General features: G+C 71.8%; 20 protein-coding genes. 13 read left to right on the top strand and 7 right to left on the bottom strand.

The window, feature by feature from the left end; genetic code table 11:
* Nucleotides 1–260: 260 nt before the first annotated feature.
* Entirely contained in the window at nucleotides 261–908 is a 648-nt protein-coding gene (locus tag BIU96_RS12670; protein WP_071292977.1) for an NAD(P)-dependent oxidoreductase, read from the bottom strand.
* Between the two features lie 91 nt (nucleotides 909–999).
* On the opposite strand from BIU96_RS12670, the gene BIU96_RS12665 reads away from it, so the two are divergent.
* Nucleotides 1,000–1,362 carry a helix-turn-helix domain-containing protein gene (locus tag BIU96_RS12665; RefSeq protein ID WP_071292976.1) on the top strand — a complete coding sequence of 121 codons (363 nt, stop codon included), beginning with the start codon at nucleotides 1,000–1,002 and terminating at the stop codon, nucleotides 1,360–1,362.
* A 162-nt stretch (nucleotides 1,363–1,524) separates the two neighbouring features.
* Nucleotides 1,525–2,553, top strand: coding sequence for an NADPH:quinone reductase (locus tag BIU96_RS12660; RefSeq protein WP_071292975.1), 1,029 nt, complete (start codon nucleotides 1,525–1,527; stop codon nucleotides 2,551–2,553).
* 25 nt (nucleotides 2,554–2,578) lie between these two features.
* On the opposite strand, the gene BIU96_RS12655 is transcribed toward BIU96_RS12660, so the two are convergent.
* Both BIU96_RS12655 and BIU96_RS12650 read right to left on the bottom strand, forming a co-directional pair.
* Nucleotides 2,579–2,764 carry a hypothetical protein gene (locus tag BIU96_RS12655; protein ID WP_071292974.1) on the bottom strand — a complete coding sequence of 62 codons (186 nt, stop codon included), beginning with the start codon at nucleotides 2,762–2,764 and terminating at the stop codon, nucleotides 2,579–2,581.
* 41 nt (nucleotides 2,765–2,805) lie between these two features.
* A complete protein-coding gene (locus BIU96_RS12650; RefSeq protein ID WP_139200023.1) occupies nucleotides 2,806–3,633 on the bottom strand; it encodes a GAF domain-containing protein in 828 nt (275 codons plus the stop codon).
* 135 nt (nucleotides 3,634–3,768) lie between these two features.
* Between BIU96_RS12650 and BIU96_RS12645 the strand changes: the two genes are divergently transcribed.
* From BIU96_RS12645 to BIU96_RS12615, 7 genes are all read left to right on the top strand, one after another.
* A complete protein-coding gene (locus tag BIU96_RS12645; protein ID WP_175477543.1) occupies nucleotides 3,769–4,506 on the top strand; it encodes a S1 family peptidase in 738 nt (245 codons plus the stop codon).
* A gap of 303 nt (nucleotides 4,507–4,809) precedes the next feature.
* Entirely contained in the window at nucleotides 4,810–5,919 is a 1,110-nt protein-coding gene (locus tag BIU96_RS12640; RefSeq protein WP_254786135.1) for an ROK family transcriptional regulator, read from the top strand.
* Between the two features lie 364 nt (nucleotides 5,920–6,283).
* The gene (locus tag BIU96_RS12635) at nucleotides 6,284–7,396 is read left to right on the top strand and encodes a sugar ABC transporter substrate-binding protein (RefSeq protein ID WP_071292971.1); all 1,113 of its coding nucleotides are present in this window, start codon (nucleotides 6,284–6,286) and stop codon (nucleotides 7,394–7,396) included.
* A 148-nt stretch (nucleotides 7,397–7,544) separates the two neighbouring features.
* Nucleotides 7,545–8,378, top strand: coding sequence for an ATP-binding cassette domain-containing protein (locus BIU96_RS12630; RefSeq protein WP_083402885.1), 834 nt, complete (start codon nucleotides 7,545–7,547; stop codon nucleotides 8,376–8,378).
* Complete coding sequence (locus tag BIU96_RS12625) at nucleotides 8,375–9,643, top strand: sugar ABC transporter permease (RefSeq protein ID WP_071292970.1); 1,269 nt, start codon at nucleotides 8,375–8,377, stop codon at nucleotides 9,641–9,643. The genes BIU96_RS12630 and BIU96_RS12625 overlap by 4 nt, the downstream gene beginning before the upstream one ends.
* Nucleotides 9,644–9,860: 217 nt before the next feature.
* Nucleotides 9,861–10,733 (top strand): patatin-like phospholipase family protein, encoded by an 873-nt coding sequence (locus BIU96_RS12620; RefSeq protein WP_071292969.1) that lies wholly within the window; start codon nucleotides 9,861–9,863, stop codon nucleotides 10,731–10,733.
* 109 nt (nucleotides 10,734–10,842) lie between these two features.
* Complete coding sequence (locus tag BIU96_RS12615; protein WP_071292968.1) at nucleotides 10,843–12,951, top strand: alpha/beta fold hydrolase; 2,109 nt, start codon at nucleotides 10,843–10,845, stop codon at nucleotides 12,949–12,951.
* 108 nt (nucleotides 12,952–13,059) lie between these two features.
* On the opposite strand, the gene BIU96_RS12610 is transcribed toward BIU96_RS12615, so the two are convergent.
* Nucleotides 13,060–14,253 (bottom strand): acyl-CoA dehydrogenase family protein, encoded by a 1,194-nt coding sequence (locus tag BIU96_RS12610; protein ID WP_071292982.1) that lies wholly within the window; start codon nucleotides 14,251–14,253, stop codon nucleotides 13,060–13,062.
* Between the two features lie 47 nt (nucleotides 14,254–14,300).
* Between BIU96_RS12610 and BIU96_RS12605 the strand changes: the two genes are divergently transcribed.
* Nucleotides 14,301–14,957 (top strand): QsdR family transcriptional regulator, encoded by a 657-nt coding sequence (locus BIU96_RS12605; protein WP_175477542.1) that lies wholly within the window; start codon nucleotides 14,301–14,303, stop codon nucleotides 14,955–14,957.
* Nucleotides 14,954–15,397, top strand: a complete 444-nt coding sequence (locus BIU96_RS12600) for a thioesterase family protein (protein ID WP_071292967.1) — start codon at nucleotides 14,954–14,956, stop codon at nucleotides 15,395–15,397. Before BIU96_RS12605 ends, BIU96_RS12600 begins: the two co-directional genes overlap by 4 nt.
* A 260-nt stretch (nucleotides 15,398–15,657) precedes the next feature.
* Here BIU96_RS12600 and BIU96_RS19890 read toward each other — a convergent pair whose 3' ends face one another.
* The 3 genes from BIU96_RS19890 to BIU96_RS12590 form a co-directional block, all read right to left on the bottom strand.
* The gene (locus tag BIU96_RS19890) at nucleotides 15,658–15,807 is read right to left on the bottom strand and encodes a hypothetical protein (protein WP_175477541.1); all 150 of its coding nucleotides are present in this window, start codon (nucleotides 15,805–15,807) and stop codon (nucleotides 15,658–15,660) included.
* A 36-nt stretch (nucleotides 15,808–15,843) separates the two neighbouring features.
* The gene (locus tag BIU96_RS12595) at nucleotides 15,844–16,284 is read right to left on the bottom strand and encodes a VOC family protein (protein ID WP_071292966.1); all 441 of its coding nucleotides are present in this window, start codon (nucleotides 16,282–16,284) and stop codon (nucleotides 15,844–15,846) included.
* Nucleotides 16,285–16,560: 276 nt separating this feature from the next.
* Nucleotides 16,561–20,115, bottom strand: a complete 3,555-nt coding sequence (locus tag BIU96_RS12590) for a bifunctional proline dehydrogenase/L-glutamate gamma-semialdehyde dehydrogenase (protein ID WP_083402884.1) — start codon at nucleotides 20,113–20,115, stop codon at nucleotides 16,561–16,563.
* Between the two features lie 81 nt (nucleotides 20,116–20,196).
* Here BIU96_RS12590 and BIU96_RS12585 point away from each other — a divergent pair, with 81 nt between their 5' ends.
* Both BIU96_RS12585 and BIU96_RS12580 read left to right on the top strand, forming a co-directional pair.
* Nucleotides 20,197–21,099 carry a LysR family transcriptional regulator gene (locus tag BIU96_RS12585; RefSeq protein WP_071292964.1) on the top strand — a complete coding sequence of 301 codons (903 nt, stop codon included), beginning with the start codon at nucleotides 20,197–20,199 and terminating at the stop codon, nucleotides 21,097–21,099.
* Between the two features lie 173 nt (nucleotides 21,100–21,272).
* Nucleotides 21,273–23,123 carry an Ig domain-containing protein gene (locus BIU96_RS12580; RefSeq protein ID WP_139200021.1) on the top strand — a complete coding sequence of 617 codons (1,851 nt, stop codon included), beginning with the start codon at nucleotides 21,273–21,275 and terminating at the stop codon, nucleotides 23,121–23,123.
* The last annotated feature ends 165 nt before the right edge of the window (nucleotides 23,124–23,288 follow it).

Raw genomic sequence — 23,288 nt, 5'->3', positions numbered from 1 at the left:
CCGGACCGGCGCGGGCTCGACGCCGGCGGCCGGACCGGCGGACGGCGCCTGTGGCCGGACCGGCGCGGTCGGCCGGGGCCGGACGGTTCGGGCTCGACCCACTGTCGGCCTGGAGGCCCGTGGCGGGCCCGCACCGCGCCTCCAGTCCGCCCGTCGGTCGCGCCCGACGCACCGCACCCCCGCACGGACATCGCGCCCCCTCACTCGGGGGCGCGATGGCCGGACGGGGGTGCAACGGCCGCGTGCGCTGCCGGCGAGCCTCAGTAGGCGACGCCGAAACGCGCCTGGTGGTGGGCCGGCGTGACGATCTCGTCGACGAAGGCGAGGGCGAAGTCCTCGCCGGAGATGTCCGAGTTGCCGTCGGCGTCGGCGAGCAGGACCTCGTCGGTGGTGCGGTAGGTGCCGCGACGCTCGCCGGGGTTGTAGCTGCCGAAGGCCGCCGCCGGACTCACGTAGAACCAGTCGACGTCGGTGCCGCTCGCGCGCAGGGCGTCGAGGATCTGGGCGTGGCTCTTCGCCTCGCCCTTGAAGGCGTCCGGGAAGCCCTCGGTGTCGAACAGGTGCGGTCCGCCCTCGGCGACGAGGAGGGACCCCGCGCCGCCGACGATGCCGAGCCGCGCGCCGGCGGCGGTGGCCGCGTCGACGAAGTGCTGGAACTTGTCCTTGAGCTCGCTGCCGTCCGCCTGCACCGCGTGGAGGGCCACGACGATGACGTCGGCGCCCTTCGTGACCTCGGCGACGAAGTCGGTGTCGAAGGCGTCGCCCTGCGCCAGGGTGAGCCCCTCGGCGGCGTCGAGCTTGGACGTGTCGCGGGCGACGGCGGTGACGGTGATGCCGCGGGACAGGGCCTCGCGGGTGATGGCGGAGCCGGCGTAGCCGGTGCCACCGAAGACGACGATGTTGGTCATGGAGCTTCCCTTCGTGGAACGTTGACACTCACCGTACAAGCGTTACTCTCTTTGAGTAAGTAGGCACCTCGCGGTGCGTAACGGAGGACCGATGTCAGCGCTCGAGTACAGCCCCTACGCCGCGGAGTGCCCCTCCCGCCAACTGCTCGACCGCATCGGCGACCGGTGGAGTGTCCTGACGATCGGCACCCTCGCCGACGGTCCGGCACGCTACTCGGCGATCGCGCAGCGCGTGCAGGGCGTCTCGCAGAAGATGCTGACGCAGACGCTCCGAGCCCTCGAGCGCGACGGACTCGTCACTCGCACGGTCTTCCCAGAGATCCCGCCGCACGTCGAGTACGAGCTCACCGACCGGGGGCGTTCGCTCCGCGCCGTGCTCGAGCCGCTCGAGGACTGGGCGACCTCCCACATGGACGAGGTGGCAGTGTCGCGCACGGAGTACGACGCGCGCTGAGGCCCCGCGCGCCCGCACGGGCCCCGCGCGGGCGCCCATGAACCCGCTCGAGGGAGCAGGAATCGTCGAACCCCGATGCCACCCTCGACGATTTCTGCTCCCCCGACGCCCGACTCCCGACTCCCCAGAATCCACCAGGCCTCCGCGTGGTTGCCTGGGGACATGCGATCAGTCGTCTACACAACGCCCGGTGACTCGTCCGTCCTCGAACTCGTCGACCGCGACGTGCCGGAGCCCGGCCCCGGCGAGGTCCGTGTCCGCGTCGTCGTCTCCGGCGTGAACCCCACGGACTGGAAGGCCCGCGCCGGCGGAACGTACGGCGACGGCCTGCCCTTCCCCGAGATGACGCCGAACCAGGACGGCGCCGGCGTGGTCGACGCCGTCGGCGCCGGAGTCGACGGGCTGTCGGTCGGCGACCCCGTCTGGCTCTTCATGGCCGCCGCGAGCCGCCCCACCGGCACCGCGCAGGAGTACACGGTCGTGCCGGCCACTCGTGCCGTCCCGCTGCCCGACGGCACGAGCTTCGACGTCGGCGCCTCGCTCGGCGTGCCCGCGATGACCGCGCACCGCGCCCTCACGACGCACGAGGACGGGCCCGCTCGACTGACCCCCGGCGCGCTCGACGGCAAGCACGTCCTGGTCGCCGGTGGGGCCGGAGCCGTCGGGCACGCGGCGATCCAGCTCGCGCGGTGGGCGGGCGCGACCGTCATCACGACGATCAGCTCCGACGAGAAGGCCGCCCTGGCGACGGCCGCGGGCGCGCACCACACGGTGAACTACCGGTCGGAGGACGCCGCGGCACGGATCCGCGAGCTCGCCCCGGACGGCGTGGACATCGTCGTCGAGGTGTCCATCCCGCACAACGCCGGGCTCGTCGCGGACGTGCTGGCGAACCACGGCGTCGTGTCGATCTACGCGAACAACGGCGGGGACGACGCGACCCTGCCGATCCGCCCGAACATGAGCGTGAACGCGCGGTACCAGTTCCTGCTGCTGTACACGATCGGCGACCGGGCGCTGTCCGCCGCCGCCGAGGACGTCACCGCCGCACTCCGCGACGGCGCCCTGCCGGTGGGCGAGGACGCCGGGTTGCCACTCGTGCGGTTCGCGCTCGAGGACACCGCTGCCGCGCACGACGCCGTCGAGGGCGACGCGGTGGGCAAGGTGCTCATCGACGTCTCCGCTGCGTGAGGCGTGCGGTCACCATCCCGCCCGGTCAGCGAGCGAGCCGGGCCGCGATCCGTGCTTCGATCCGGCGTCGCGCCGCTGCGCGTTCCCGTTCGATGTTCGCCGCGATGACGTCGCGGTCTTCGTAGTCGGCGTCGGTGGTGTCGTCGGTCCAGTTCGGGGTGTACACCCGTGAACGTCCGAAGGGCCTCGGTTCGGGGGTCACGATGGTCATGGGGGGATGGTACGTCGAGCGTCCGACAAATCGTGTGAGCATCACGGGCCCTTTCGAGGATTGCGGTCCCGTTCCGGGGACGAGTAGGTGAGGGAGAACGCCACCGCCATGAAGGCCGCGACCACGGCGACGTTCTTCGCGTCGAGATCGGTGAAGGCATCGGGAACCGGAGAGTCGACGGTGAGCATGCCGAACGAGTACTCGTGCGTCCGGATGACGACGGAGACGTAGGACCGGTACCGAGGCTCGAAGCCCGGGAGGTCCTCGTCGACGTCGACGTCCGCCGTCCGGTCGCCGACGACCCTGGGTGCACCGCCGACGAGCACCCACTCGAGGTTGCGGTCCCCGTACGGCGTGCCCGCGCGGAAGACCCCGGCGGTGTCACCCGCCCCGCCGTGCCCGATCGGCTCGAGCGCGCTGAGGTCCGCCGAGAGCTGGTAGACGTTGGCGCGGACGTCGGGGACCTTGGGGAGCAGGTAGAAGGCGAGGGCCACCGCGACCCGGTCCGCGAACGCCGACAGTTCGCCCCGCCGGTCACGTCGACGGAGTTCGGTGAACCGCACGAGCCGGGTGGCCAGCTGCCCGAACGCGTACCGGACCGCGGTCCCCTGCTCGAGTTCGACGGCCGCGTAGTCGTCTTCTGCAGCGGTCCGGGACGCCTCGGCACGGCGGGCCCGCACCACCTGCACGAGCACCGCGGCGACGAGGACGACGAGCCCGACCACCACGAGCGAGACCCGCACCGCCGGCGCCGTGAACAGGTTCGGCAACTGGAACGCCGCAGTGGGCGCCGCGGCGACCAGGATCGGCCACCCGATCGCCCCGACCCGTCCGGCACGCGTTCCGCGCCGCTCCTGCTGTTGCCCCATGACCACGACGCTAGGCGACGCCACCGACGCGGACGGAGTTGTCCACAGGCCGGATCGCGACGGGCTCCCGGGTGACGGTGTTGTCCTCAGCAACGCCGACTTGACCCCCGAACGGGGCACGCGGAGCATCGTGCCATGCAGCAGCGAACGACGCTCACGGCCCTCGCGATGACCGCGACCGCGGCCCTCACCCTCCTCGGCGGTGCACTCGATGCCACCACCGCGAACGCAGCCACCGCCTCCCCGCAGGTCATCGGCGGCGAACCGGCACCGAGCACCCCGTGGGAGGTGCAGCTCGTCTTCCAGCAGGGCGGCACCGGCACGTACGGGTGCACGGGCGAACAGCTCAACGCGTCGTGGGTGCTCACCGCCGAGCACTGCGTCGACGGCACCACCGCGATGAACGTCTACCACTCGAACAGCACCACGAACCGGGGCACCGCGACCGCCGCGGACCGCCTGTACTCGGCCCCGTCCGGCGACATCGCCCTCGTCCACCTCCGCACGCCGAAGACCCTCACCTCGTACGCGCAGCTCGACCTCGGCTTCGCCCCGCGTTCCTCCGGCACGGGCACGATCACGGGCTACGGCAACCGCGCGAACAGCGTCCCGACGACGGGCCTCTACCAGGCGAGCGTGACCCTGAGCGGGCGCTCGACCGACGCGTACGGCGGGGTCGCCCAGCACGTCACCGGGGTGTCCGGCGCGTCGAACCACGGCGACTCGGGCGGTCCGCTCCTGGTCGGCGGCAAGGTCGTCGGCGTCTGCTCGACGGGCGACGTCGCCGACCCGGGTGCGGACACGCACGCCGGCTCGAACTACGCGGTCCTCACGCAGAGCGCCGCCTGGATCCGCTCCACCGCCGGCGTCTGACGCGCCCCCTCTCGGCGTACTCACCCGTTTCGGGCGTACTCGGTCGAAAGTTCCGACCGAGTACGCCCGAAAGCACTCGGTACGCCCGAAAACGCCCGGCACGCCGGTTCCGGACGTTCCGGACGTTCCGGACGACGGCCTGGAGGCGCGTGGCGGCGCCGCCACGCGCCTCCAGGCCGTCCCCCGCTCACCACCGCAGCCGTCAGGAGCACGCAGGAACCCGCCCGTTACGCTGTCCCCGTGTCAGAGCCGCGCCGCAGTCCGGGGAACCAAGCTTCACTGCGTGAAGCCAACCGGGGTCGAGTGGTCGCTGCGGTGAAGCGGCACGGCGGGCTGACCCAGGTCGAACTCGCCGGGGTGACCGGACTCTCCCCCGCGACCGTCTCGAACATCGTCAAGGAACTCGTCGCGACCGGTGCACTGCACGCGACCCCGAGCACCTCGAGCGGACGACGCGCGCTCCGCGTGACCCTGCCGCACGGCCTCGGCCTGGTCGCCGGCGTGCACGTCTCGCCCCGGCACCTCCGGGTGGCGCTGTCCGACCTCAACGCGACGGTCCTGGCCGAGCGGCACATGCCCCTCGCCCGTGACCACCGAGCCGACGCCGAGCTCGACAAGACGGCGCTCCTGGTGATGGACATGGTGGAGTCGATCGAGTCCTCGATGGACGAGGTCCTCGCCGTCGGACTCGCCGTCGCCGCGCCGATCGACCGGCGCACGGGCATGACGGCGCGGGGCGGGATCCTCCGCGGGTGGGACGGGGTCCCCCTGGGGCAGTCCCTCGGGCGGCGGCTGGACAAGCCGGTGCAGGTCGACAACTCGGCGAACCTCGCGGCCCTGGCCGAGCACCGCAGCGGGGCCGCCCGGGGCCGTAGCACCGTGATCACGCTCGACGTCGGCAACGGGATCGGCGCCGGACTGCTGCTCGACGGTCGGCTCTTCCGCGGGCACCACGGCGTCGCGGGCGAGTTCGGCCACACCCCGGTCGTGCCGCACGGGCCGATCTGCCGCTGCGGGAACCGCGGGTGCCTCGAGGCCGTCGCCGGCGCCCCGGCCGTGCTCGAGGGGATCCGCGACGAAGTCGGCACACTCAAGCTGGCGGACCTCATCCTCCGGGCGATGGCCGGCGACGACGTCTGCATCCGCGCGGTGGCCGACGCCGGGCGGGCGATCGGCACGGCCGCGGTGGGGCTCTGCAACGTGCTCGACCCGGAGCGCCTCGTGGTGACCGGGGAGTTCGCGCGCGCCGGGGAACTGCTGCTCGGGCCGATGCGGCACGCGCTCGAGTCGATGCTGCTCGTCGACGTGGACGGCACGCCGGACGTGGTGCAGGGGCAGCTCGGGGAGAAGGCGGCGGTCACCGGGGCGCTGGCGCTGGCGATCGAAGCGGTGGACGTGACGCGGGCGCGCTGAGGCGGGTTGCGGGCGCGGGCGGGCGCGGGCGGCGCGCGCGGGGCGTGCGCCCGGTACAGGCACAGGCGCGGGCGGGCGCGGGGCGGGGCGTGCGCCCGGTACAGGCACAGGCGCGGGCGGGCGCGGGGCGGGGCGTACGCCCGGTACAAGCGCAGGCGCAGGCGCGGCGGGACGCCGGGCACAGCCGCAGGCGCGGGCGGGACGCCGGGCGCGACCGCGTGCCACTGGCCACGGGGCGCGGCCGAAGATAACGATTTCACCGTCACCACGAGGCCCTTGCGTTCAAGTCTTGCAGCCAAGAACACTCGCTGCCACACTCGGGTCACCGCCAACGTGGGCGGTCCACCTGTTGGAGGACGTTTCAATGAAGAAAGCCACCACACGAGCCATGCTGGGCGTCGGCGCCCTGCTGCTCGCGATCACCACCCTCGCGGGGTGCTCGAACGGCGCCGACGCGGGAACGGGTTCCGGCGGGGGCGGCGACGCCTCGAAGGCGAAGATCGGTCTGCTCCTCCCCGACTCCGTCACCGCCCGCTACGCCAGCGCCGACCGTCCGCTCTTCACCGCCGAGGTGAAGAAGCAGTGCAGCGGCTGCTCCGTCATCTACGCGAATGCCGACGGCGACGCCTCGAAGCAGCTGCAGCAGGCCCAGTCGATGCTCACGCAGGGCGTGAAGGTCCTGGTCCTCGACCCGTTCGACGGCGAGGCCGCGGCGTCCATCGTCCAGCAGGCGAAGGCCAAGAAGGTGCCCGTCATCTCCTACGACCGGCTCATCAACAGTCCGGACCTGAGCTACTACATCTCGTTCGACAACGAGAAGGTCGGCGAACTGCAGGGCCAGGCCCTGGTCGACGCGCTGAAGGCCAAGAACGTGCCGGAGGGGTCCGGGATCATCATGGTCAACGGCTCCCCGACCGACAACAACGCGTCGCAGTTCAAGAAGGGCGCGCACTCGGTCATCGACGACAGCGGGTACAAGGTCCTCGCCGAGTACGACACACCCGGATGGGACCCCGCCAAGGCGCAGGACTGGGCCGCCGGTCAGATCAGCAAGCTCGGCAAGGACAAGATCACCGGCGTCTACGCGGCGAACGACGACACGGGCGGCGGCGTCATCGCAGCGCTGAAGTCGGCCGGCGTCACCGAACTCCCGCCGGTCACCGGTCAGGACGCCTCCCTCGCCGGCATCCAGCGGATCCTCGCGGGTGAGCAGTACATGACCGTCTACAAGGCGTTCAAGCCGGAGGCCTCGAAGGCCGCCGACCTGGCGATCCAGTTCGCCAAGGGCGAGGAGCCGAAGGGCGAGACGACCGTGAAGACCGCGGGCGGCGCGACGGTGCAGTCGTCCCTGCTCGAACCGGTCGCGGTGACGACGAAGAACGTGCAGGACACCGTGGTCAAGGACGGGCTCTACGAGGTGAAGCAGATCTGCACCTCGCAGTACACCTCGGCCTGCGACGCAGCCGGCATCAAGTAAGCCCGACAGGCCCCTGCCCGCATCGACGACCACGCCCGCCCGGTCCCCTTCGGACCGGGCGGGCCTCACCCCGTGGAGGACGACAGCCGTGAGCACGACACCCTCGAGCACCGAGCCACCAGCAGCACACCCCTCAGCCGAGCCGGTGATGTCCCTCCGGGGGATCACGAAGCGGTTCGGCGCCGTCCAGGCCCTCACCGACATCGACTTCGACGTGTACCCCGGCGAGGTGATCGCCATCGTCGGTGACAACGGTGCAGGCAAGTCGACGTTCGTGAAGATCCTCGCCGGGGTCTACACGCCCGACGGCGGCACGATCACCTTCGGCGGCGACGAGGTCACCGTCCCGAACCCCGCCGCGGCGCAGACGCTCGGGATCGCCACCGTCTTCCAGGACCTCGCCCTCGCCGACAACCTCGACGTCGTGTCGAACCTGTTCCTCGGCCGCGAGATCGCCCACCCCTTCCTCGACGAGGAGGAGATGGAGCGCCGCTCGTGGGAGCTCCTGCAGCAGCTCGCGGCGCGGATCCCGTCGGTGCGGATCCCCATCGCCTCGCTGTCCGGCGGTCAGCGGCAGACGGTCGCCATCGCCCGCTCGCTCATCGGCGACCCCCAGGTCGTCGTCCTCGACGAGCCGACGGCAGCCCTCGGCGTCGCGCAGACCGCCGAGGTCCTCAACCTCGTCGAGCGACTCCGGGAGCGCGGCCTCGGGGTCGTCCTCATCAGCCACAACCTCGCGGACGTCCAGGCGGTGGCCGACCGGGTCGCCGTGCTGCGCCTCGGTCGGAACAACGGCACGTTCCGCATCGACGACGTCTCCTACGAGGAGATCATCGCCGCCATCACCGGTGCCACCGACAACGCCGTCACCCGCCGCGCCGCAGCCCGGACGGAACCGGCGAACGCAGCCCGGACGGAACCGGCGAACGCAGCCCGGACCGACCCGACCGCGGCCCGGAACGACCAGGAGACGACAGCATGAGCAAGACCGACGAGACCCTCACCGCGGCGACCCCGACCCCGTCGGCGGCCGATCTGCAGGACGAGCGGCTCCTGCGCGACCAGGGCATCGGCGGCGCCGCGAAGGCGTTCGTCCGCCGGGTCCGCGGCGGTGACATCGGCTCGCTGCCGGTGGTCGTCGGCCTCATCGTCATCTGGGCGGTGTTCCAGGCGCTCTCCCCCGACTTCCTGTCCCCGGGCAACCTGGTGAACCTCGCCCTGCAGTGTGCGGCGGTCGGCACGATCGCGATCGGCATCGTGCTGGTCCTGCTCCTCGGCGAGATCGACCTGTCCGTCGGCAGTGTCAGCGGTCTGGCCGCCGCGATCCTCGGGCAGGGACTCACCACGCTTGGCTGGCCGCTCTGGCTGGTCCTCGTCGTGGCGCTGGCCGTCGGTGCGGCTGCCGGCCTCCTGTACGGCCTGCTGTTCACCCGCTTCGGCGTGCCGAGCTTCGTGATCACGCTCGCCGGCCTGCTCGGGTTCCTCGGCCTGCAGCTGCTGATCCTCGGCCCGAACGGCTCGATCAACCTGCCGTACTCGTCGCCGATCGTGCAGTTCGCCTCGGCGTCGTACCTGCCGCCGTGGCTCGCCTACCTGCTCGCCGCGATCGCCGCCGGCGGCCTGTTCTTCACCGAGGTCCGCCGCGCCGCCCGCCGTCGCCGAGCCGGCCTGTCGACCGGCGCGATGTCGCTCACGATCGCGAAGTCCGTCGCGCTGTTCCTCGGCCTCGGCCTCATGGTCTGGTACCTGTCCCGCGACTTCGGCACCGGCACCTCGTTCGTGTTCTTCGTCGTGCTCGTCGTGCTGATGAACTTCGTGCTGAAGCGCACCCGCTGGGGCCGGTCGGTGTTCGCGGTCGGCGGCAACGTTGAGGCGGCTCGCCGTTCCGGCATCCGCGTGAACCGGATCTACATCTCGGTGTTCGTGCTGACGTCGCTGTTCGCCACGATCGGCGGCATCCTGGCGGCTGCACGACTGAACTCGGCGAGCCTGTCGTCGGGTGCTGGCGACACCAACCTCAACGCGATCGCGGCGGCCGTGATCGGTGGGACGAGCCTCTTCGGCGGCCGTGGCAGCGCCTGGTCGGCGCTGCTCGGCATCATCGTCATCCAGTCGATCTCGAACGGCCTGACGCTGCTCAGCCTCGACTCGTCGATCCGCTACATGATCACCGGCGCGGTGCTCCTCCTCGCCGTGATCATCGACTCCCTCTCCCGCCGTAGTCGCGCCAGCCACGGCGCCGCCTGAGCGGTCCCGCGCGAAGGAGGCTGTTCCGCGCGAAGGAGGCCTTTCCGCGCATAGGAGGCCGGAACTTCCGACCTCCTACGCGCGATTCGGCTTCCCATTCCGAGCGCTATGGGACGTTCCGACCGACGGACTGGAGGCGCGTGGCGGCGCCGCCACGCGCCTCCAGTCCGTCGCCGGTCGCCACCACCGCGTCACCGCGGCCTGGTAAGCAGGACGCATGACCGACGTCTCCTCCCCTGCCCCCGGAACCAGAGCACTCGTCCTCGGAGGTGGCGGCGTCGCCGGCATCGCCTGGGAACTCGGGGTGCTCACCGCGCTCCAGGAGGCCGGGGTCGACCTCGACGCCGCCGACCTCGTGGTCGGCACCAGCGCCGGCAGCGTCGTCGGCACGTTCGTCCGCCACGGCGGGGTGCAGCAGGCGTACGACCAGCAGCACGCGCCCGTCCCGACGACCTACGAGGAGCCCGTCGCCATCGACGGCGAGGACTTCCAGCAGCGCATCGGGGCGGTGCTCGAGGGGGCGACCTCCGAGCAGGACGCCCGCGCGCGACTCGGACTCCTCGCGCAGCAGACCACCACGGGCCAGACCGACGACGAGCGCGTGGCGACGTTCACCGAGACCCTGCCGTCGACCGAGTGGCCCGCGAAGCCGCTCGCGCTGACCACGATCGACGCGACCGACGGCGGGTTCCGGGTCCTCACGGCCGGCGACGGCGTCCCGCTCCCCCGTGCCGTCGCCGCGAGCTGCTCGGTGCCGCTCGTGTGGTCGCCCGTCGGGCTCGAGGGCCGGCCGTACTACGACGGCGGGCTGCGCTCCGCGACGAACTCCGACGTCGCGGCTGGGTACGAGCGTGTCCTCGTGATCGCCTGCGGGCCCGAGGGGCCGTCGCCGCTCGGGCCGTGGCTCGACATCGCGGTCGAGGGGCTCCGCGCCGGCGGTAGCTCCGTCGAGGTGGTCGTGGCGGACAGCACCGCGCAGCAGGCGTTCGGCGCGAACTCGCTGTCACTCGCGACGCAGGCGCCGTCGGCCGAGGCCGGGCACACGCAGGGCAGCGCCGTCGCGGAGGGGATCGCCGCGTTCTGGGCGTGAGCTTGTGCCCACATGCGCGTCCACATGCGTCTGTCGTCCACATGCGTGTGTTGTCCACAGGACCGGGGGTGACGGCCGCGGTGTCCGGGTGCGCCGATAGCGTGGGGGCATGACGACGCCGTTCTCCGATCTCGACCAGTTCACCGCCCTCCCCCGAGTCGACGGCATCGCCGTGAGCCCCGACGGCTCCCGCGTCGCCCTGACCGTCAGCGTGCTCGACGCCGACGGCACCGGGTACCGCCGGTCGATATGGGCCGTGCCCGGCACCGACGACGCGACGGCCGCCGCCGGTGCACCCGTCCGCCTCACCCGCTCGGTCAAGGGCGAGGGCGGTGTCTCGTTCACGCGCCACGGCGACCTGCTCTTCGTGTCCGGGCGCCCCGACGGCGAAGGCGACAAGGACACCGACGCACCGCAGCTCTGGGTGCTACCCGCGGCCGGCGGCGAGGCGCGACCGGTCACCCGGTTCACGGGCGGCATCGGCGGCGTGCTCGGCTCCGCGACCGCAGCCGACACCGTCGCGGTGACCGCCGCGCTCCTGCCCGGCGCCGGCACGGACCGGACGGGCGTGGTCACCGCCGACGCCGAGCTCCGCGGCCGCCGTACGGACCGGAAGGTGCAGGCGATCCTGCACGAGACCTACCCGGTGCGCTTCTGGGACCACGACCTCGGTCCGGACGAGACCCACGTGCTGACGCTCGACCTCGCCACCCTGCGCGAAGCCGACGCCACCCCGGCGCCGTCCGACGACGGCCCCGACGGCGACACGAAGCCCGCCTACCCGGCACACCTCCCCGCCCCCGTCGACCTCACACCGGCACCGGCGCGCTCCCTCGAACACGTCTCCGGGGCGGTCACCCCGGGCGGCGCGGTGGTCGTCGCGACGGTCGCCGTCCAGGAGGCCCGTGGTTCGCGCTCGACGATCGTCGCCTTCGACGTCGCAAGCGGCCAGCGCACCGTGCTGTTCAGCGACGACGAGGTCGACCACGAGACGCCGACCCTCAGCCACGACGGGCGCACGCTCGCCTGGATCCGGACGCCGCGCTTCACCCCGCAGGGCGCGACGCAGCAGGAGATCTGGGTCGCCGACCTCGACGGCACCACGGTGTCCGGTGCCCGGCGGATCGCGACCGACTGGGACCGCTGGCCGAACGAGCTCGTGTTCGCACACGGCGACGCCGCGATCCTCGCGACCGCCGACCAGGACGGCCGGGCGCCGGTCTTCAGCATCCCCGTCGACGGTGGCGCCGTCGAGCAGCTGACCCACGACGACTGGGCGTACTCGAGCGTGCGCGTGGCGGAGGAGACGGGCGCGGTCGTGGCGCTCCGTGCCTCCTGGCAGGCCCCGCTGCACCCCGTCCGCATCGCGGCGGACGGCGCGGTGACCACGCTCGCGACGCCGGCGGCCCTGCCGGAGGTCCCCGGGCGCCTCGAGGAAGTCTCGACCACCGCCGCGGACGGCTCCCGAGTGCGGGGCTGGCTCGTCCTGCCCGACGGCGACGGCCCCCACCCGCTGCTGCTCTGGATCCACGGCGGACCGCTCAACTCGTGGAACCAGTGGTCGTGGCGGTGGAACCCGCAGCTCGCCGCGGCGCGCGGGTACGCCGTGCTGCTGCCGGACCCGGCGCTGTCCACCGGGTACGGGCTCGACTTCATCAACCGCGGGTGGAACGCCTGGGGGCAGGCGCCGTACACCGACCTGATGTCGATCACCGACGCCGTGGTCGAGCGGGCCGACATCGACGAGACCCGCACGGCCGCGATGGGCGGCTCGTTCGGCGGCTACATGTCGAACTGGGTCGCCGGGCACACCGACCGGTTCCGCGCTGTGGTCACGCACGCCAGCCTCTGGGCGCTCGACCAGTTCAACGGCACGACGGACATGTCGCAGTACTGGCAGTCGATCTTCGACGAGCAGGGGCTGCACGAGAACGACCCGCACCGGTTCGTCGCGGACATCACCTCACCGATGCTCGTGATCCACGGTGACAAGGACTACCGGGTGCCGATCGGCGAGGGCCTGCGGCTCTGGTCCGAGCTGGCTGAGCACCACGCGGCGGCCGACGGAACGATGCCGCACCGGTTCCTGTACTTCCCGGACGAGAACCACTGGGTGCTCAAGCCGCAGCACGCCGTGGTCTGGTACGAGACGGTGTTCGCGTTCCTGGCGCAGCACGTCCTCGGCGAGGAGTGGAAGCGGCCGGAGTTGCTCGGGTAGGGCGCTGGGTGTTCGCTGCGCTGCGCTGGGCGCTGCCGACCCGGGACGACATCGTCGACGTCGTACGACATCGACGGAGTCGTTCCGGGTCGGCGATCCGTGGTCGGCTCAGACGAACGCAGCCTGCCCCGTGATCGCCCGCCCGACGATGAGCGTGTTCACCTCGCGCGTGCCCTCGTACGAGTAGATCGCCTCGGCGTCTGCGAAGAACCGCGCGACGCCCTTGTCGAGCACGATCCCGTTGCCGCCCTGCACCTCGCGGCACCACCCCACGGTCTCGCGCATCTTCGCCGTCGCGAACGCCTTGGCCAACGCCGAGTGCTCGTCCGCGCCGGTCCCCGCGTCCTGCATCGCCGACGCCTGCGTGCAGAGCGCGATCGACGCCGTGATGTTCGCGAGCGACTTCACGAGCAGGTCCTGCACGAGCTGGTGCGACGCGATCGGCTTGCCGAACTGGATCCGCGTGCGTGCGTAGTCGAGCGCCGCGTCGTAGGCGCCGACCGCGATGCCGATGGCCTGCCACGCGACCTCGGTGCGGGTCAGGCGCAGCACCTCGGCCGTCGAACGGAACGACTCGGCACGCTGCAGTCGACGCGACTCCGGCACCCGGACGTCCTGCATGACGATGTCGGCGTTCTGCACGCCGCGGAGCGCGATCTTGTCCTCGATCTTCGTCGCAGTGAAGCCCGGCGTGTCCGTGGTGACGAGGAAGCCCTTCACCTGGTCGTCCGCGACGTCCTTCGCCCAGATGACGACGACGTCGGCGAAGGTCGCGTTGCCGATCCAGCGCTTCTCACCGTCGAGCACCCACTCGTCGCCCTCGCGCCGAGCCGTGGTCCGGAGGCCCCGTGCGGAGTCGCTGCCGGAGAGCGGCTCGGTGAGGCCGAAGGCGCCGATGAGCTCACCGCGGGCCATCGGCGGGAGCCACTCCTGCTGCTGCTCCTCGCTGCCGGCGACGGCGATCGAGTTCATCGCGAGCCCGGACTGCACGCCGATGAACGTCGCGACGCTGGCGTCGACCCGTCCGAGCTCGAGCGCCGCCCACCCGCGGTACACCGCGGAGTTCTCGAACTGCCGCACCAGCGGCACGCCCGGCCCGTACATGCCGAGTTCCGACAGCGGCTTGATGACCTGCATCGGGAACTCGGCGCGCGCCCAGTAGTCGTCGGCGATCGGACGCACCTCGGACTCGAGGTACGTGCGCAGCCGTCCGAGGGACTCGCGTTCCTGCTCGGTCAGCCCCTCCTGGAAACGGTAGAAGTCGGACTCGAGCAGCGCGGTCGTGGACGTCGTCGTTGACATGAGGACCACGATGCATCATTCTCGGAAACGTTGCAAGGGAGGCTCGCGTGTACACATCGGATTCTGCGCTGCGCGCGTTCCGGGAGGCACGCCACACCTTCATCGCCGGCTCGCGCATCGACATGGGCGCCTTGGCTGCCTCGCTCGGCGTGGACAGGACATCGCTCTTCCGGTGGGTGGGCAACCGTGACCGGTTGCTCTCCGAGATCCTGTGGTCCCTCGCAGTGCCGACGCTCGACGGAGCGGCCCGCGCTGCCGACGCCGACGGGTCCGCGGGAGCCGAACGCATCGTCGACGTCCTCGACCGCTTCACCGCCGACCTGATCGAAGCGCCGTACTTCCGCTCGTTCCTGACGCGGGAGCCCGCGCGGGCACTGCGGCTCCTCACCACGACGGACAGCGACGTGCAGAGCCGCTTCGTCGGTCGGGTCACCGCACTCATCGAGCACGAGCAGTCCTCCGGTACCTTCGATCCCGGCCCGTTGTCGGCCGAGGAGCTCGCACGGCTGCTCGTCCGCATCTCCGAGTCGTTCACCTACGCGGAGTTCATCTCCGGCGAGACACCGAACCCCGAACGGGCACGTGCCGCGTTCGAGTACGTGCTCCGCCCCGACCGAGACCCCGACCCCGCACGCGCCACCGATGCCGCACGCTCCCCCGTCAGCGCAGTGGCCCCCGCCACCCCATCGATCGGAGACCGATGACCATCGACGAGTACCCGTTCCACCGCACCTACCCCACGCGATGGAACGACAACGACATGTTCGGCCACGTCAACAACACGATCTACTACAGCGCGATGGACAACGCGTCGACGTACTGGTTCCGCGAGGAAGCCGGTCTCGACCCGTTCACGTCGGAGTGGATCGCCGTGCTGGTGTCGTCGAGCTGCCGGTTCGTCGAGTCCGCCGTGTGGCCGGACGTCATCGAGGTCGGGATGCGGTCGAAGCACCTCGGGAACACGAGCCTGTCGTGGGAGTTCGGCTTGTTCCGACAGTCCGACGGAGCCCTGCTCGCGACGGGCGAGTTCGTGCACGTCATCATCGACCGCGAGGGTGCCCGCCGGCCGATCCCGCTGCCGGCGCCCCTGCGCGAGCTCGTCACCACGAGGATGCAGGCGCCCGCCGCCGTCCCCGCCGACTGACCCGCGCGCCGGGCTGCGCCTCGCAGGCCGGGCCGTCCTGCTGGGCCCCCGCACAACCAAAGTGAGCTCGAGCCGCGCGATTCCGTGGTTCGGGACGACTTCCGTTGTGCGTCGCGGCGGGATGCCGCGCGCCAGCCGTCGGCGGCCGAGCCGTGCCGTGCTGTGCCGGCCGAGCCGTGCCGGCCGATCGCACCCCCGCGCGCACATCGCACCCCCGCACCTCGGGGCGCGATGTCCGCCACGGGGTGCGATGCGGCATGTCAGGGTCGGTAGTCCTCGCGCCGGGGGTTGTTGAGCCGGACGGCAGCGTCGTCCCCCGCGGGCTTCGCACCGTTCCACGTCCCGATGACCTTCGCGATGGTGGTCAGGACGAACCCCAGCGCCCGACCGACGGCGTACACGATGCGCATGAGCCGAGCGTAGACGCCCGTCAGCCCTTCACCCCTTCACCCCTTGAGCGCGGCGAGCTCCAGGTTGATGTCGTCCGGGTCCTGCACGGACAGGATCACCATGCCGGCGTCGCCGAGGTCGGTGACCTCGCCGTGCTCGACCCCGGCGGCGTCGAGGCGAGCGGCGGCCTGGTGCAACTCGTCGACCGAGCCGACCACGAAGCTGACGTGGTCGAGGCCGACCGTGTCCGGGTCGAACCGTTGCCCCGAGGGCGCGACCGGGCGCAGGCCGAAGACCTGGTCGCCGAGCCGGAATACCGACCCGCCGTAGAAGCGCTCCCGGTCCTCGCGCACGCCGGGCTCGTCGACCTGGTCGCTGAAGTCGATCGCCGGAGCCGTGCCGAGGAGCTGCTGGTAGAACGCCTTGCTGCGGTGGATGTCCGTGACGGTCACGCGGACGTGGGCCAGGGCGGTGGGACGGGCGAAGGGTTCGGTCATGGTGGAGCTCCTCAGGGGTCGGCCCGACGGGGAATCGGCGGCGCACCGTGGTTGCGGCGCGAATCCGAGGCAACCCCCATCACCTCGGAGCAGCCTCGCCCGGCGCGGAGACCGGACAGGCGCACCACACGCGCACCGCGTCCACGGCGCGACCACGGCACGACCACGGCGCCGCGACGGCGGGACCACAGGCGGCACGCGTGGGACCACGAAACCGACGTCGAACCAGCCCTGGAGCGTGGTTCGACGTCGGTTCCGTGATTCGACGAAGTGCGCCTAGATCAGGTCGTCGGTGAGGTGGTTCGGCGTCCCGAAGCGGTGCGCCGTGATCGACACCGCCTGCTCGCGGAGGAACGGCAGCATCTCGACCCGACCGGCCTCGGTGACGGGCTCCCCGTACACCGCGACGTCGGGGCGACCGCCGATCGCCGTGTACAGCGCGGACACGTCCCCGCCGATGAGCCGAACACGCGTGGACGGCCCGTTCGTCACCGCAGCAGCGAAGGCGTCGTCGGACTGACCGGTCGTGAGCGAGCGGACGTTCGACAGCGCACGGACGGCCGACGTCACGGCGGCGGGGAGCGCCGCAGCCGTCGAGACGTCGATCGTGGTGCCGGCGCGGACCGAGGCCGCGACGACCCGGACGAGATCGGCGATGGCACCCTCGGCAGCCGAGTCGGACGTCGACGCCAGCCGGACGTGCACACCCGGGTACGGCAGGTACCGCGCGATGTTCCGCTCCGCCGACAGCGCCGACACGTCGGTGGCCGTGCCGAACACGGACGTCCACGCGTGCTCGTCGGACGCCAGCGCCCGGTCGAGCACCGGCGAGGTGACTCCCGCAGCACGGACGAACGCGGCGACCGGGGCGGACGGAGCGGACCCCACCGAGGCCTCGGACACCGACCACGAGCCGAGCCCGACCAGGTAGTTCAGCCCGCCCGCCTTCGTGCCGGCGCCGACGGCCGACTTCTTCCACCCACCGAACGGCTGACGCCGGACGATCGCGCCGGTGATGCCGCGGTTGACGTAGAGGTTGCCCGCCTCGATCGCCGACAGCCAGGTGCCGATCTCGACCGGGTCGAGGGAGTGCAGACCCGAGGTCAGGCCGTAGTCGACCTCGTTCACGATCGCGATCGCCTCGTCGAGGGTCGCCGCGGTCATGATGCCGAGGATCGGGCCGAAGTACTCGGTGCGGTGGAAGGCCGAACCACGCCGGACGCCGTCGCGGACCCCGGGGCTCCAGAGCTTGCCGCTGTCGTCGAGCTTCGCCGGCTTGACCGCCCAGGTCTCCCCCGTGCCGAGCTTCGTCAGGCCGTCGAGGAGCTTGCCGGCTGCGGGTTCGATCACCGGCCCCATCTGCGTGGTCGGGTCCGTCGGGTAGCCGACCGTGAGCGACGACACCGCGTCGATGAGCTGGGAACGGAAGCGTCGCGAGGTCGCCACGGAGCCGACGAGCACGACGAGCGACGCCGCCGAGCACTTCTGCCCCGCGTGCCCGAAGGCCGAGGCGACGACGTCCTTCACGGCGAGGTCGAGGTCGGCGGACGGGGTCACGATGAGCGCGTTCTTGCCCGAGGTCTCGGCGAGCAGCGGCAGGTCGGGCCGGAACGAGCGGAAGAGCTCGGCGGTCTCGTACGCGCCCGTCAGGATCACGCGGTCGACCATCGGCGAGGCGATGAGCTGCTGACCGAGGTCGTTCTCCGACACCTGCACGAAGGCGAGCACGTCGGCGGGGGCACCGTGGGCGTCGAGCGCGGTCTCGATGATCGAGGCGAGCACCGCACCCGAGCGCTCCGCGGGCGGGGCGGGCTTCAGGACGACGGCAGACCCGGCGGCGAGTGCGGCGAGGGTCGACCCGGCTGGGATTGCGACGGGGAAGTTCCACGGCGGCGCGACCAGCGTCAGCGCGGCGGGCGTGAACGTCGCACCGTCGACGGCGTCGAGCGACTCGGCGAGCGACCCGTAGAAGTGCGCGAAGTCGATCGCCTCGGACACCTCGGGGTCGGCCTGGTCGATGGTCTTGCCGGTCTCGGAGGCCATGACCTCGACGAGGGATGCCCGGTTCGCCTCGAGCGCGTCGCCCACGGCGTGCAGGACCGCGGCGCGAGCCGCTCCCGGCCACGCACCCCATGCGGCGCCCGCGGCGCGGACCCGGCCCAGGACGGTGTCGAGCTGCTCGGCGGAGGTGAGTCGGGCCTCCTGGACGGCCTTGGTGCCGAGCGTCGACGACGCGATCCGACCCGTGATGGCGTCACCCCAGGCGCGGAACTCGGCGACCGACGGGTCGGTGTCGGGGGTGTTCTCGAAGTGTCCGACGCTCGGACGCGACACGGCGGCGTAGCGGTCGGCGACCCGGTGGGAGGCCGGAGCCGCGAGGCCCTCGGGCGTGGCGAGCGGCTCCAGCGACGCGCGGAACCGCTCTTCCTCACGCGCGAACAGCGTCGGCGAGGAGACGAGCGAGAACACCGCGGACATGAAGTTCTCCTGCGACGCCCCCTCTTCCAGCCGGCGGATCAGGTAGGCGATCGCGACGTCGAACTCGCCCGGGTGCACGACGGGCGTGTAGAGCAGCAGCGAACCGACGGTCTTGCGGACCGCTTCGGCCTGGCCCTGCGCCATGCCGAGGAGCATCTCGAACTCGATGCCGTCACGGACGCCACGCTGACCGGCCAGCAGCCACGCGTGCGCGACGTCGAACAGGTTGTGCCCGGCGACGCCCACCCGCACGTTCTCGATGCGCGACGGCGTGAGTGCCCAGTCGAGCACCCGCTTGTAGTTGGTGTCCGAGTCCTGCTTGGTGTGCCACGTGGCGAGGGGCCAGCCGTGCACGGAGGCCTCGACCTGCTCCATCGGCAGGTTGGCACCCTTCACCAGGCGGACCTTGATGCCGGCGCCGCCGCGGGCCCGGCGCGCGGCGGACCAGTCCTGCAGCTGCTCCATCGCGGCGAGCGCGTCGGGCAGGTACGCCTGCAGGACGATGCCGGCTTCGAGCTGCAGGAACTCGGGCTCGTCGAGGAGCTTCGTGAAGACCGCGATGGTGAGGTCGAGGTCCTTGTACTCCTCCATGTCGAGGTTGATGAACTTGGCCGGGGTGGCCGCGGCGGCCCGGCGGAAGAGCGGTCGGAGCTTCTCGATGATGTCCTCGACCGCGTGGTCGAACGCCCACGGCGAGTGCGGGTGCACGGTCGAGGAGACCTTGATCGAGACGTAGTCGACGTCGTCGCGGGCGAGGAGCTTGTGCGTCCCCTCGAGCCGGCGGGCGGCCTCGCTCTCGCCGAGCACGGCCTCGCCGAGCAGGTTGACGTTAAGCCGGACGCCGTCGCGCTTGATCTTCGCGATCGCCGGGCCGAGCTTGGCGTCGGTCGCGTCGACGATCAGGTGCCCCACCATGTCGCGGAGCACGCGCCGCGCGATCGGCACCACGACGCCGGGGAGCAGCGGGGCCATGCCGCCACCGAGCCGGACGAGCCCACGGAGCGGTGCCGGCAGGAAGCCGGGCGCGTTCGGCGCGATCTGCCGGAGCTTGCGGGCGGCGACGCCGAGGTCCTCCGGGCGGACGACGCCGTCGACGAAGCCGACCGCGAAGTCCAGACCGGCGGGGTCGGCGAGCACCCCGGCGAGCTGCTTCGCCGAGCCGTCGACCGGGTAGGTCTCGGCGTCGGTCAGCCACTGCCGCACGAGCGCAACGGACTGGTCCGCCAACACGTCCGACCCACCCGAACGAGCAGCGCCCGAATCAGCAGAGCCCGAATCAGCAGCGCCCGAATCAGCAGCGCCCGAATCAGCAGAGCCGGGGTCGGTGGGAGCAGCCTCGTGCAGCGTCGTCATGGCTTCAGTGTGGAGCCCCCGAAGCGGTAGCGGAAGCAACCGTTCGTGACGAGTACCGTTCAGCTGCACTACGGTTTCACCATGCTCGACGTCCGCCGCCTGGTCCTCCTCCGCGAGCTGTCGATCCGCGGCACGATCGCGGCCGTCGCCGAGGCCGTCAACTTCACCCCGTCAGCCGTCTCGCAGCAGCTCTCCGCACTCGAGCGCGAGGCCGGCGTCCCCCTCCTCCGCAAGGCCGGTCGACGCCTGCAGCTCACCCCGCAGGCCGAGGTGCTGGTGCAGGCCGCCGGCCACGTGCTCGACGTCCTCGACCAGGCGCAGGCCGCGGTGGAGTCGACGATGCCGACCGTGCAGGGCCGGGTGCGGGTCGCGGTGTTCCAGTCCGCGGCCCTCGCCCTCATGCCGAGCGCGCTGCACGACATGGCGACGCAGCACCCCGACGTCCGCATCGAGATGGTGCAGCGCGAGCCCGAGACCGCGCTGCACGAGACCTGGGCCCGCGACTTCGACATGGTCATCGCCGAGCAGTACCCGGCGCACGCCGCACCGCACCTGCCCGGTCTCGACCGCTCCGACCTCACCACGGACGCCGTCCGACTCGCCCTGCCCCCGATCGACACCGCCCTCGCGCCGGTCTCCTCCATCGAGGACGCCGAGGCCCTTCCCTGGGTCATGGAGCCGCGCGGCACGGCCTCGCGGCACTTCGCCGAGCAGGTCTGCCGGCGCTGGGGCTTCGAGCCGGACGTCCGCTACGAGACCGCCGACCTGCAGACCCAGATCCGCCTCGTCGAGTCCGGGAACGCCGTCAGCCTGATGCCCGACCTCATGTGGACGGGCCGGACCACGACCTGCCGACTCGTCGACCTGCCGGAGCGCCCCCGCCGCACGATCTTCACGGTGGTCCGCGCCGCCGGCTCGTCGGCCCCGGCGGTCCGCGCACTCCGCGACGCCCTCGAACGCGCAGCGGCCACCGTGGGCGACTGACCCCACCATCGGGCCTGGAGGCACGGTGCCGGCCCGCCACGCACCCCACCCGACCGACGGTGCGGGTCGTGACCGATCCGTGACCTGTGATCACGTCAGGTTCCCGTCGCCCCGGACATTGCTGAGTTGAGGGCGCCGAACGGCTGCCCACCACAGCATCCGAGGGGGATCCCGTGAAGCAGTCCTGCACATCCACGTTCCGACGCAGCGCCGCAGTGGGCGCCGCCGTCGCCATCGTCGCCGCGTCGTCCGCGTTCGGCATCGGGGCCACCGCTGCCGTCGCGGCACCGGCTGAGACCAGCGCGACGACCGAAGCGACGCCGCAGCCCTCCACCACGCCCGACTCCGACGCACCGGGTACGGCCGCCGACCCGACGGCGCCCACCGCGCAACCGGCTCCGGACTCGGACTCGAACGCGGACCCTGAACCGGCCGGGACGACGGACCCGACGCCCACCCCGCACCCGAGCCCCGCCGCCACGCCCACGAACGCTGCGACGACTCCGGCGCCCGACGGAGCGGCATCCGCCGCCGCGGCGTCCGTCCCGGTGACGTGGTCCGAAGCGTCGAGCCCGGAGGACCGGATCGTCCTGCAGGTCACCGCCGGTGAACCGTTCTCGCACACGTTCGTCGCGAACGGCGGCGACGGCCCGCTCGAGTACCTGTTCAACCCCCACACCACGCCGGATGGCCTGCACTGGGACGAGAAGACGGGTGTGCTGAGCGGGACCCTCGACGCGCCCGACTGGATCGACGTCGACGTCACCGCCACTGATCAACGCCAGACCGCGACGCAGTGGGTCCGGGTCGAGGTCCAGCCCGGCGCCGCCTCGCACATCGGCGCCCAGGTGTACTCGAGCGCCGACGGTCACTACCCAGCCTGGTCGGTGGCCGGTGGTCCCGACGGCGGCATCGCCCCGGTCGGCGGCGGCGGACTCATCGACGCGGTCCCGGTCGAACCCGGCGGGTCGCTGTGGCTCAGCGCCGTGGTCACCGATCGGCTCGGCAACCCGCTGAACGGCCCGGAGATGCCGGAGGTGTCGACCCTGACGAGCAGTGACCCGGCGGACGTCCTCACCTGGGACGCCGAGACGAACACGTGGAAGGTGACGTTCGGCGACGCGGGTTCGCGGCGTCTGACCATGAACTCCGAGGGCCTCTCGCTGACGATCCCGGTCGCCGTCGAGGACCGGCCCCTCGCGTTCACCGGCTCGGGTGCGACGCAGACCTTCCGCACGACCGCGGGTGAGTCCTTCTCCGAGACCTTCACGGCGACCGGCAGCACCAAGCCGGTCCGGTACGTCCTGCAGTACGCCGACGACGAGTACGTCGACCCGGAGCACTCCGACGCCCGCATCCCCGACCACCTGACGATCGACCGCGAGACCGGCGTGCTGAGCGGCACCCCGACGGTCGCCGGCGAGTACCGGTTCCGGGTCGTCGCGACGGACGGCTCGGAGATCGCCCGGCAGGAGGTCCAGTTCACCGTCGCCCCGGGGGTGACGGAGAACATCCTGACGTTCGTCTCGACCGGCGAGGACGGGAAGGGCACGGTGTGGGGCTTCGGACCGAAGAAGCAGCTCATCCGCATCGACGGCCTCGGCGAAGCGGCGACGCACACCCCCGTCGACACGATCCCCGTCGACCAGGGCGACGCGCTCTTCGTCAAGTCGACGCCCGTCGACGCGTGGGGCAACACCTCCGTCCCGCTGGAACCGCAGGACGGCGATCCGCACCCCGTGGTCACGAGCAGTGTCGCGACCGACCGCGTCGACTTCCTGCCGCAGTCGTGGAGCAACCGCGTGACGTTCACGCACGCGTCCCTGCACCGGATCACGGTCACGTTCGACGGCGTCTCGGATGCCTTCGACGTCGCGGTCTCCCCGACCGCCAGCGGTGCGGGCGCGGGCGGATCGCTCGCGTACACCGGTGCGGACGAGACCGGCCCGCTCGCCTGGGCACTCGGTCTGCTGGCCGCCGGCGGCGGCCTGCTGGTGCACCGCCTGCGTCGCCGTCGCAGCTGACGGTGAGCGGCTGACGGACGGGAGGCGCGGTGCCAGCTGGCACCGCGCCTCCAGTCTGTGGAAACACACCGGAGCCCGCGCGGTCAGTCTGTGAGAAACCCCAGGTGAGAGCCGGTTTTTCGTGATGCAACTGCAACATTCGTACCGCTCTGGAACCGAGTCCGC

Origin of the sequence: Curtobacterium sp. MCBA15_008 (assembly GCF_001865065.1) — a bacterium.
Lineage (GTDB): Bacteria > Actinomycetota > Actinomycetes > Actinomycetales > Microbacteriaceae > Curtobacterium.
The sequence above is the reverse complement of the archived record's forward strand: the minus strand, read 5'-3'. Positions and strand labels throughout refer to the sequence as shown.